General features: G+C 49.5%; 13 protein-coding genes and 3 pseudogenes. 10 read left to right on the top strand and 6 right to left on the bottom strand.

Annotated elements, in window-relative coordinates; translation table 11 throughout:
- The first annotated feature begins 29 nt into the window (after positions 1-29).
- The 3 genes and pseudogenes from AXG56_RS12215 (at position 30) to AXG56_RS12205 (ending at position 1,315) form a co-directional block, all read left to right on the top strand.
- Positions 30-440 carry a hypothetical protein gene (locus AXG56_RS12215; protein WP_008632457.1) on the top strand — a complete coding sequence of 137 codons (411 nt, stop codon included), beginning with the start codon at positions 30-32 and terminating at the stop codon, positions 438-440.
- A gap of 82 nt (positions 441-522) precedes the next feature.
- A pseudogene (locus tag AXG56_RS12210) lies at positions 523-996 on the top strand (GNAT family N-acetyltransferase); the annotation flags it as partial.
- A 43-nt stretch (positions 997-1,039) separates the two neighbouring features.
- Positions 1,040-1,315, top strand: a complete 276-nt coding sequence (locus AXG56_RS12205; protein ID WP_008632462.1) for a hypothetical protein — start codon at positions 1,040-1,042, stop codon at positions 1,313-1,315.
- A gap of 49 nt (positions 1,316-1,364) precedes the next feature.
- On the opposite strand, the gene AXG56_RS19530 is transcribed toward AXG56_RS12205, so the two are convergent.
- The 3 genes and pseudogenes from AXG56_RS19530 to AXG56_RS12195 form a co-directional block, all read right to left on the bottom strand.
- Complete coding sequence (locus tag AXG56_RS19530; protein WP_161484926.1) at positions 1,365-1,502, bottom strand: hypothetical protein; 138 nt, start codon at positions 1,500-1,502, stop codon at positions 1,365-1,367.
- Between the two features lie 16 nt (positions 1,503-1,518).
- Positions 1,519-1,884 (bottom strand): annotated as a pseudogene (locus AXG56_RS12200) (ArsI/CadI family heavy metal resistance metalloenzyme); the annotation flags it as partial.
- 48 nt (positions 1,885-1,932) lie between these two features.
- Positions 1,933-2,253, bottom strand: coding sequence for a metalloregulator ArsR/SmtB family transcription factor (locus AXG56_RS12195; protein ID WP_051348893.1), 321 nt, complete (start codon positions 2,251-2,253; stop codon positions 1,933-1,935).
- A 151-nt stretch (positions 2,254-2,404) separates the two neighbouring features.
- Here AXG56_RS12195 and AXG56_RS12190 point away from each other — a divergent pair, with 151 nt between their 5' ends.
- The 5 genes from AXG56_RS12190 (at position 2,405) to AXG56_RS12170 (ending at position 5,460) form a co-directional block, all read left to right on the top strand.
- The gene (locus AXG56_RS12190; RefSeq protein ID WP_026577891.1) at positions 2,405-2,752 is read left to right on the top strand and encodes a helix-turn-helix transcriptional regulator; all 348 of its coding nucleotides are present in this window, start codon (positions 2,405-2,407) and stop codon (positions 2,750-2,752) included.
- Positions 2,753-2,756: 4 nt separating this feature from the next.
- The gene (locus AXG56_RS12185) at positions 2,757-4,058 is read left to right on the top strand and encodes an arsenic transporter (protein ID WP_201029315.1); all 1,302 of its coding nucleotides are present in this window, start codon (positions 2,757-2,759) and stop codon (positions 4,056-4,058) included.
- Between the two features lie 24 nt (positions 4,059-4,082).
- Entirely contained in the window at positions 4,083-4,505 is a 423-nt protein-coding gene (gene arsC, locus AXG56_RS12180; protein ID WP_026577893.1) for an arsenate reductase (thioredoxin), read from the top strand.
- A 71-nt stretch (positions 4,506-4,576) separates the two neighbouring features.
- On the top strand, positions 4,577-5,080 hold the full coding sequence (locus AXG56_RS12175) for a GNAT family N-acetyltransferase (RefSeq protein WP_062514832.1): 504 nt from the start codon (positions 4,577-4,579) through the stop codon (positions 5,078-5,080).
- Positions 5,081-5,262: 182 nt separating this feature from the next.
- Positions 5,263-5,460, top strand: coding sequence for a hypothetical protein (locus AXG56_RS12170; RefSeq protein ID WP_008632474.1), 198 nt, complete (start codon positions 5,263-5,265; stop codon positions 5,458-5,460).
- Positions 5,461-5,512: 52 nt separating this feature from the next.
- Here AXG56_RS12170 and AXG56_RS12165 read toward each other — a convergent pair.
- Positions 5,513-5,941 (bottom strand): annotated as a pseudogene (locus AXG56_RS12165) (DUF2202 domain-containing protein); the annotation flags it as partial.
- A gap of 197 nt (positions 5,942-6,138) precedes the next feature.
- The gene (locus AXG56_RS12160; protein WP_008632478.1) at positions 6,139-7,071 is read right to left on the bottom strand and encodes an LCP family protein; all 933 of its coding nucleotides are present in this window, start codon (positions 7,069-7,071) and stop codon (positions 6,139-6,141) included.
- Positions 7,072-7,197: 126 nt separating this feature from the next.
- Between AXG56_RS12160 and AXG56_RS12155 the strand changes: the two genes are divergently transcribed.
- Both AXG56_RS12155 and AXG56_RS12150 read left to right on the top strand, forming a co-directional pair.
- Positions 7,198-8,097, top strand: a complete 900-nt coding sequence (locus tag AXG56_RS12155) for an ROK family protein (RefSeq protein WP_026577896.1) — start codon at positions 7,198-7,200, stop codon at positions 8,095-8,097.
- A 74-nt stretch (positions 8,098-8,171) separates the two neighbouring features.
- Positions 8,172-8,543, top strand: a complete 372-nt coding sequence (locus tag AXG56_RS12150; RefSeq protein WP_062514830.1) for a hypothetical protein — start codon at positions 8,172-8,174, stop codon at positions 8,541-8,543.
- Between the two features lie 145 nt (positions 8,544-8,688).
- On the opposite strand, the gene AXG56_RS12145 is transcribed toward AXG56_RS12150, so the two are convergent.
- On the bottom strand, positions 8,689-9,900 hold the full coding sequence (locus tag AXG56_RS12145; RefSeq protein ID WP_062514827.1) for an ROK family transcriptional regulator: 1,212 nt from the start codon (positions 9,898-9,900) through the stop codon (positions 8,689-8,691).
- Positions 9,901-10,081: the final 181 nt, after the last annotated feature.

Genomic DNA, 10,081 nt, shown 5'->3' with positions numbered 1-10,081 from the left:
AAATCAGTTGCAAGGAGACAGAGGTACGGATGAAAGAAGTCATTTTGCTGTTAGCGGAGATCGTCAACATCTGGCATGAGGTGATCGCAGATTTTTCGTCCTCCATGGGGTGGACTCTGACGGATAAGGAACTGCATTTTTGGGTGATCGGGATACTTGGCATTATTGGCCTCGTATTCGTCGATATTCTTTTTCACATTCTCGCCAAGTGGAGCATTACGGCCATCTCGTTTCTATTCACCTTCGCCATGGTGCTGGTGTTCGTTTTCGCCGTCGAAATCCAGCAGAAGATCACAGGCAGCGGGAACATGGAATTCGGAGACGCTGTCGCAAGCGTACTCGGCTTTTTCCTCTTCTGCGGTATCTATATGATCCTGCGTTTGATTTCGAAGGCAGTGAAGCGGTGGATTGACAAGCGGGACGAGAAGTCCGCGGCATAAAGGAACCCCGGCTATTCCATATGGAATAGCCGTTTTTTTGTTTTATGTTCCAAAAGGACATAGCTGACGGCAGAGAAAAGGAGAGAAGACGATGGATATTAGGATAGATGATTTACAGGGACGGGAAGTGGCGGATTTACTGGAGGAACATCTTCAGATGATGAGGAGGCATTCGCCTCCGGAAAGTAAACATGCCCTTGATCTCGAGGCACTGCGCGCATCGGAGGTGACATTTTGGAGTGCCTGGGAAGATGGGGAGTTGGTTGGCTGTGCGGCATGGAAGGTGCTGGACAGAAAACATGTAGAGCTCAAGTCGATGAAAACGAAAGCTGGTCATGAACGGAAGGGCGTCGGCAGAAGTCTCCTCGCACACGTGCTGAAAGCAGCGAAGGAAGCGGGATACGAACGGGTCAGTCTGGAAACCGGATCGATGGAATACTTCAAACCGGCGCGGACGCTGTATGAGCGTTTCGGTTTCCATTACTGCGCCCCGTTTTCGGATTATACGGATGATCCAAACAGTGTCTTTCTGACAAAAGACCTGAAAGAATCATAGGATGTTATCATAAGAGAAGGAAGCTTTAGGGGGTGTAGGATAAGTGAAGCGGTTGTCTATTTTCTTAGGTGGTCTGTTGTTTGTTCTTTCTGCTCTGCCGATTCTTGGGGTATGGAACGGATTCGGCTCCGGTATTTCTGAATTTTTCTTCGGTATCAGCATCTTCCTGCCTGTTGTTTTCGCCATTGCCGGTCTGCTGTTCAGCATCTTCGGATCGAAGGGGACGTGGAAAGTGGTGCTGATCCTTCTCAATACGGCGAGCGTCATCTTCTGGGGGTTCGTCCTCTTCGTAGCCATCTTCGGATTTCAGAACCCTTGATACGTAAACAAAAAGGAACGAGGATTTCCATCCCGTTCCTTTTTTGTGTTTAGCAGCACGGCTGTTTCTTCTCCCGGAAGAAGCGGGTACTTGGGTTCTTTGGTTCCTTCTTGGCGATCGGAATGCGATACTCGTTATTGCGGCGACCGTACTCTAACTGCTTTTCTATGACATAAAAGGTCTCCATATCAGTTCTCTCCTCCGTTCGTGTCTGCTTTCGTATAGAAGAATTCCCACTCGTTGCCGTCCGGGTCCGTGATCCAGAACTTGTCCTGAAGCGCATAGCAGCAGTTCGTGTCCTTCTCTTCCCGAGTGAAGAAGCCGAGAGCTTCCAACCGGTGTTTCTGATGATCGATGTCTTCCTGTTGATCGACTTGAATACCGAAGTGGCCGACCTGATTGCCCGCGACTTCCGGTTTCTTATTAAGGGTGAAGTTCAGTCCGAGCCCTTCCGGTAAATATTTCGCATAGTCTTCTTCCTCCTTCACCGGGGTTTCACCGAAAACTTTGTTATAAAAAGCGATCGACTCCTCTAAATTGGTGACGTTCAATCCCACGTGTAAATTCATGTACTTTCCTCCATTCATCAACTTTTTTTGATTTATAAGGTAAAAAAATTAACCGCGACGGAACAGGCAGCATAGCTCTTCTGATAAAAGGTGGTTGATTTCTTTATGTTGGAGGGTGTAATAGCTCCATGTACCCCGTGTTTCTTTCTCGATCAGACCGGCATCCATCAAAATCTTCAAATGATAGGACAGCTTGGATTGCGGGAGCTCCAGCTTCTCAGACAAATCGCAGACGCATACTTCTCCGTATTCGGTAATTTCATGGAGGATGTGAAGGCGGCGTTTGTCTGCCAGCGCTTTGAACTTCTTCTCATAGAGCGCGAATGTATTCGTAAGGGATACATCTGTAAAGGCCATGTTCTCTTTCATGGAATCCTCCTCCTTCATCAATTTTTTTTGATGAATTAATCATATGTCAGAAAATTCGGTAAGTCAAGGATTATATTGGCAGTAAAAAAATAAGTTGCATATATAAGCATACACTTATATAATGGCGGTGGATGAAAGGGAGGGGAAGGGTATGGAGCCGAAGACGATCGATTTGGAAAATGCCGCAAAAACGCTGAAGCTGCTTGGAGACAAAACGCGCTTGACGATCCTCGGGATGATCAAGGGCGGCGAGTGCTGCGTGTGTGAGTTTGTGGAAGTGCTGCAGATGAGCCAGCCGTCCATCAGTCAGCATTTGCGGAAGCTGAGAGACGCCGGTCTCGTAAAGGAGCGCCGCAGCGGGCAGTGGGTTTTTTATTCGTTGAATGAAGCACATGAGACGTATTCGATCATCGAGCAGGTGTTAAACCAAATACCTGATCAAAGAGATAAATTAAGAGCATTGGAAGAAGCAGGACTGCGAATCCAGTGCGACATCTAGGGGGATGCACGTGAGTTCAGCCATTATTGCCATCATTATTTTCCTGATCACCCTGACATTGGTGATCTGGCAGCCGAAGAACTTGGGGATCGGCTGGTCAGCCTGCGGGGGAGCCGTGCTTGCCCTCCTGTTCGGTGTCGTCGATTTCCAGGACGTCGCTGATGTGACAGGCATCGTCTGGAATGCCACTTTAGCGTTTATAGCGATCATCATCATATCCTTGATTCTGGATGAGATCGGATTTTTTGAGTGGGCTGCGTTACATATGGCCCGCATTGCCAAAGGAAACGGAAAGAAAATGTTTATTTACGTCATCCTGCTCGGGGCGCTCGTTTCTGCCCTGTTTGCCAATGATGGGGCGGCTCTGATTCTGACACCGATTGTACTCGCAATGGTCAGGAATCTGAACTTCAAGGAAGCGATGATTTTGCCGTTCATCATGGCGAGCGGCTTCATTGCCGATACCGCTTCCCTGCCGCTTGTCGTCAGTAACCTTGTGAATATTGTATCTGCAGATTTCTTCGGCATTGGTTTCGTAGAATATGCTTCGCGTATGATCGTGCCGAACTTGTTCTCGATTGCGGCGAGCATCCTCGTCCTCTTCCTGTTCTTCCGGAGGAGCATTCCGGGAACGTACGAGGTAAGTCAGCTGCAGGAGCCGAAAAGGGCAATCAAAGATCCTAAAATGTTCCGCCTGTCATGGGGCGTCCTTGCTGTGCTGCTCATCGGGTACTTCGCCAGTGAGCCGCTTGAGATTCCGGTTTCCATCATTGCCGGCATCGTGGCGATTTTCTTCCTGCTGATGGCGAGGAGAAGTGCAGCAGTGGAAACGGCAAAGGTCGTCAAAGGTGCGCCTTGGGCGATCGTGTTCTTCTCGGTCGGCATGTATGTCGTTGTATATGGACTGCGGAACGTCGGGTTGACCGACGTACTGGCAGAGGTCATTCAGTACACAGCGGATCAAGGATTGTTTGCAGCGACTATTTCCATGGGATTCATCGCAGCGATTCTTTCTTCGGTCATGAACAACATGCCGACTGTGATGATCGATGCACTGGCCATTGCAGGAACCGATACATCCGGGACAATCAGGGAAGCGTTGATCTATGCCAACGTCATCGGTTCGGATCTAGGTCCGAAAATCACTCCGATCGGGTCGCTTGCTACATTGCTTTGGCTCCACGTCCTTTCTTTGAAAGGCGTCAAGATTTCATGGGGATACTATTTTAAAGTTGGTGTGATTCTGACGGTACCGACGTTATTCATCACACTGACCGGCCTTTATATCTGGCTGTTACTCTTATAAACCAACACGAAGGAGATGGAAATTATGTCAAACAAACCAGTTATTTATTTTCTATGTACAGGAAACTCCTGCCGCAGTCAGATGGCGGAAGGGTTCGGAAAGAAATACCTTGGGGAGAAATACGATGTGCGTTCAGCGGGAATTGAAGCACACGGATTGAACCCGAATGCCGTGAAAGCGATGAAGGAAGTGGACGTCGATATTACCGATCAAACATCCGACATCATCGATTCTGATATTTTGAACAACGCCGCTTATGCGATTACGCTGTGCGGGGATGCTAACGACAAATGTCCGATGACGCCGCCGCATGTGACACGCTTCCACTGGGGATTCGATGACCCTGCCAAAGCAGAAGGTACCGAAGAAGAGAAGTGGGCTTTCTTCCAGCGCGTCCGTGATGAAATCGAAGCTCGAATTCAGGAGTTTGCTGAGACAGGCAAATAATCAGAAGAAGCCGCCGGGACGGAATCGTTTTGGCGGATTTTTCTATACATAGAAGGAGAGAAGGTGCAGGGATGGGAAGAGAGGTTGTTGTGGAACCTATGCTTCCGGAAGATTGGGAGCAGGTGCGGGCCATTTATGAAGCAGGAATAGCGACAGGGAATGCAACCTTCCAGAAGGAGGTCCCATCTTGGGATGACTGGGATGCCGGACATGCTTTGGAGTGCCGAATCGTCGCAAAACGCGACGACGAAATTATCGGTTGGGCGGCCTTGAGTCCCGTGTCGAGCAGATGTGTGTATGCAGGTGTGGCGGAAGTCAGCGTCTACGTCCGCCCGGAAAGCAAAGGGCAGGGAGTGGGCAGCAAATTATTGGAGCAGCTGATTGAGGCGAGTGAAGCGCATGGCTTTTGGACATTACAGGCTGGGATCTTCCCTGAGAACGGTTCCAGCATAGCGATCCATAAGAAAAACGGATTCCGGGAAGTCGGACGCCGTGAACGGATCGGCAGGATGGACGGCATCTGGCGTGATACGGTGTTTCTGGAAAGACGAAGTAATAGAATAGGGTTGGATTGAAAACAGTCTGGTGTCCCAGGCTGTTTTTTTATTGAATGAATGGAAAGGTGTTCGTAAGGGAATGTACTTGGCTGGTCTTTCATAATTAGTACGTGGAAAGTGAGAAATGAAACGTATTGTACTCAATAGGAATTTTTGAAATGATTGGATTATAACCAGGTAGGAGAGAAAGGAAGATATTTATGTGGAGTGTGGTTTATTATGTACTGGCTGTTCTAATCTTCTCTGCACTTTGGAAAGGGATGGATCTTGTGTGGAATGCCTTCGTCCCGCTGAATTATAAAACCAATTTGATCGCCGTTATTTTTGTGATCCCGCTTATGATCATCATATCCTTATTACTCGCTTCTTTTATAAAAAAAGCTCTGAAGAATGGATGAAATCCCTCCGCTTGAAAGAATCCAAGAAGAGGGAATAAGGATAGTGCTTGGATTAAAGAACTCTGGCAAGTCCCCGCTCAAATGCGGAGAGGTGGTTGACGGAAGCGTTGCGTAAGGAGTTGAAAACGATTCGGATGTCTGGAGGCAGCTGGAAAGTTAGAAATTTTTCGTACATCGCGATATTATCGATTTCTCCTTGAACTCCGGCGGCATAGGCGGCTTTTATTGTCTCCGGAGTGGTGACAAGGGAGGCGGATGTGTCTTCCGGTAAAGGGATTTGGTAACGGTCGAACAGCTGCCATAATGCGTAAATATGTCTCATTTCTGCTTCTTTTATTTGCACAAAAGTACGGATGCTGCCGAATTTATTTATTATATCTGCATACCTCGCCTGAGCCAGGTATTCATCCTGAAGGGCGTAGGTCAACATTTGGGGGATGGTCAATGTCGCTGCATTTAACGCACCAACAGCGCCGTAATCTTGACGGATAGACCGTTTATGGCTGTCGTAGGGAGTGTTATACATGGATCTTCCTCCTTTTTATTAAATTATGTGCAGGACGTTTCGGAGGTTCGTTGTCTATTTTCTTCGGACCCTTTAGAGAGTAGACGGATTCTGCCTATCTTCTCGGTAACCTAAAAAACCCCGCATCCTAATCAAGGATGCGGGGTTTTTTATCATTTACCGAAATTCACAATCATGTCGTGCGCTTTCTGGACTTCTTCGTCGCTCATGTAAATCAGGTACATGCCGTTTGTCATCCGGCCTTCCCCGCTCATCTGATACGTAGAGGATTCCTTGCGGGCACTGCTGTATTTCGTCGCCAGACGGCGCATATCACTGAACTCCATGTTCGTGCTGACATTGCTGCCGAGGACGTCGAGAATGTCGTTGATCTTATTGACGACGTTCAAGCTGGCACCTTTGTTGATGATGCCCTGGATGACCTGCCGCTGGCGTTCGTTCCGGCCGAGGTCGCCTTGAGGGTCTTCTTTACGCATCCGAACATAGGCGAGCGCTTCACGTCCGTCGAGATCAAGCTCCCCTTCTTCAAAGGTGAAGTTGCCGGACTTGAAGGCGCGGTCGTTCTGAACGGTTACACCGTTCACCGCATCCACGACCTGGGAGAGTCCTTCCATATTGACGCGGACGTAGTAATCGAGGTCGATATCGAGAAAGTTCTCGACGGTATCGACGGCCATATCGCTTCCACCATAGGCGTAGGCGTGGTTGATCCGCGTAACGCGGCCGTCGCCTGCAATTTCAGTTCTCGTATCCCGCGGGATGCTGACCATCTGCATCTGATCATTGTTCGGATCGAGGGTCATCACGATCATCGTATCAGAGCGTCCGACATCGTTTTCCCGTTCATCGACACCGAGAAGGAGAATATTCAACGGTTCCTTCTTGTCGACCTTCGCTTTCGTTTCTTCGGTATCGATCGACGATACGTCTTCATGTAGATCCTGATTCACGGTCGCCCGTACATTATGGAATATCGTATATAAGTAAATGCCTCCGCCTGCCAGCACGAGAGCTAACAGGACTAAGAGGACTTTCCAGCGTTTCTTCTTTTTACGTTTGCTGCGTTTGAGCTCTTTGCGCCCCATTCCTCCACCCCTTCTCTAAAAAAAGCGTACTTCTATATTATACGTTTTTTGTAGAATCATGTAAAAGCATGTTTTTAAGAAAAGTGCTACTATTAACTAAATAGTGCGAATAATGAGGGGGATCTTATGGGAATTCATATCGGTGTCGATCTCGGCGGGACGAACGTCCGCACGGGAATCGTACAGGAAGATGGAACGGTCGAACAACTCATTCAGGAGAAGACGGAAGTGGAAAACGGGGTGGACCGGACGCTTGAAAAAATGATCGACATGATTGAGAGGACCGCCGGCGGCCGAACGATTGATACCATCGGCATCGGAGCTCCTGGTCCGCTCGACCCGCACCGTGGAGTCATTCTCGATCCGCCGAACCTGCCGGGATGGGAAGAGGTGGCGCTGGTGGAACGAATGGAGTCCCACTTCGGCGTCGATGTCCAGTTGGACAACGATGCCAATGCCGCGGCGCTCGCCGAAGCGAAATTCGGAGCTGGCAGAGACTATACGAGTGTTTTCTACATAACGGTGAGTACCGGTGTCGGCGGGGGATTAGTGATCGACGGCCGGGTGTTCAGCGGGGCGCAGGGCTACGCCGGGGAAATCGGCAACATGATCCTGCAGCCGAACGGCTATCAATACAGCAACCTCAATAAAGGATCGCTCGAAAGCTATGCAAGCGGCACGGCGATCGGAAAGAGAGCGGAAGAGTTATACGGCATCGAAGGCGGAGCGGAGCGTGTCTTTGAACTCGTGAAGGAAGGGAAAGAGGAGGCGCAGCACATTGTCGAGGAAGCGGTTGATTTCCTGGCAATGGCGATTGCGAATCTCACCCACATCATCAATCCGGAAGTATTCGTCCTTGGAGGCGGTGTGATGAATGCAGGGGATTTGATCTGGGTTCCTCTCGAGGAGCGGGTGAAGGAGTACCTTTTTCCCGGCCTGATTCCGGAAATCAAGCTCAAGCGTGCAGAGCTGGATGGACATGCCGGCGTCATCGGTGCCGCCCTGCTCCCGCTTCAGAAAAAGTAATAGACTCGTCCGTGCTAATCCATTCCCGCCCGGCATAAGATGGTATAAGCTATCTTTTCTGGAGGAATGTCTGAGTGAGAACGCGTGTCTGGCTGTTGTTGGGGATCGTTCTGCTTACGGGATGTATGGAAAGCGCGACACAGCGGTCGATTGATGAGTTCAAAATGCCTGTGACCAATGCTTTGCACTTCGTCTACTTCTATGAGGGGGACCCGCCGGAGGAAAAGGTGCGCTCCCGGCTGAACGGGATGAAAGTGTTCCTTGCCCGGAAGAGCGTGCAGGCCGAAGTCACCTACCAGCCGTTGACGGAGGACAATGAGTATAAGGAAACGTTGAATGTGGAAGACAAACAAATCGTCGTTTTCGATTACAAGGGGATCCGGTTCCAGGCGAGAAACCTCGACGTCCTGGAGGGAATGGTCCTCCAATTTGCTAATAACGGATAATTAAAAAGGAAACCAGCGTCTGCTGGTTTCCTTTTCAGTTTGTGGAAGGAGTATTTATAAGGAAGGAGCGGACGGACTCCGTAAACGGACATCAAACCCCTGACATTCTTCGTATTTCCTTTATCTCCTGTTAATCGGTCCTGATTTATCGGGAGAAGAATTCTTCTAACACGAGGACACAGGCACCGATGGCGGAGGCGTTGGCTCCGAGCTTCGAGAGCACGATTTCCGTTTCTTTCGCCTTTATCGTCAAGCCGCGCGACTGGATCGTCTCACGAAGACCCTCTAATAAAAAGTCACCCGATCTCGCAACACCGCCGCCGACGATGATCCGTTTCGGGTTCAGCGTGTGTATCAAATTGGCGAGGCCGATGCCTAAGTAGCGGCCTGTTTGGTTCAACAGCTGGATACTGAAGGCGTCGCCTTGCAGTGCCGCTTTGTGGACGGTCGCACCATCCACTTTTTCGAGGTCATGGTCGACCAGTTCGGTGATCAAGGAAGGCTTGCCTGTTTTCAGTTCCTTCCGTGCCCGGTCAGCGATGGCGGGTCCGGCCGCGAATGTCTGAAGGCAGCCGTAGTTGCCGCACGGGCACTTCGTTCCGGATAGATCAATAGTGACGTGGCCGATTTCTCCTGCCAGGTGGTTTTCCCCGTGGAATAGTTTGCCGTTGATCATGATCCCGGCACCGATTCCGTTTCCTACATTAATGCCGACGAGGTTATCGGCATCGTTGCCGTTTCCGAACCAATACTCCCCGAGCGTCATCGTATGGGCGTCGTTCTCGACTTTGACGATCATGTTGAATTCCTTCTCCAACTCTTCCTTGATCGGGATATCATATAGCTGGAAGGAGGGGGCGAATAGGGATGTCCCCTCTTCCGGATCGACGATTCCGTGCATACCGATGCCGATACCGAGAAACTTGTGTTCATCTCCATCGCCGCAGGTCAACAGCTCACGGATGCCGCTCTTCATCGTCGAGATAATATCTTCCTTGGACGGATTCAGCGGTATCGCGAGTTGGAAATCACGCTTCAGCTCACCGAACAGGTTCGTGACGACGAATTTCATCTGATTCGTACCGACATCGACGCCGAGAATATAGAACTGGTCGGCATTGATAGCGAGCAGCGTCGGTTTGCGCCCGCCTTTGGACTCTCCCTGCGTCGTTTCGATGACGAATTTCGTCTGAATCAGCTCTTTGACGATGTTGCTGACCGTCGGGGGAGTGAGGCGTGTCTGTTTTGCAATATCAGCTCTTGAAATGGGGCCGTGCTCACGGATCATGTTCAAAATGATCGAGCGGTTGATCGATTTCATCAACTGGAAGCTGCCCCGTGTATAGTTGGTATTCATAGGATTCCTCCACTATTCATTCTTCGTTTAGCATACCACAAATTCCACTTTTTTAATTAATTTTATTAAGTTGTGAAGAAAGTCCTGTTTGAGGAATCGGGAAAGATGGACATATTTTAACGTCTTAAACGCCTTGGTGATAGGACATAAGGCCGTTACATAAGAATATTTAAAAAATTTA

Source organism: Halobacillus sp. KGW1 (assembly GCF_001592845.1).
Taxonomy (GTDB): Bacteria; Bacillota; Bacilli; order Bacillales; family Halobacillaceae; genus Halobacillus.
This window is presented reverse-complemented; position numbering and strand designations above follow the sequence as displayed.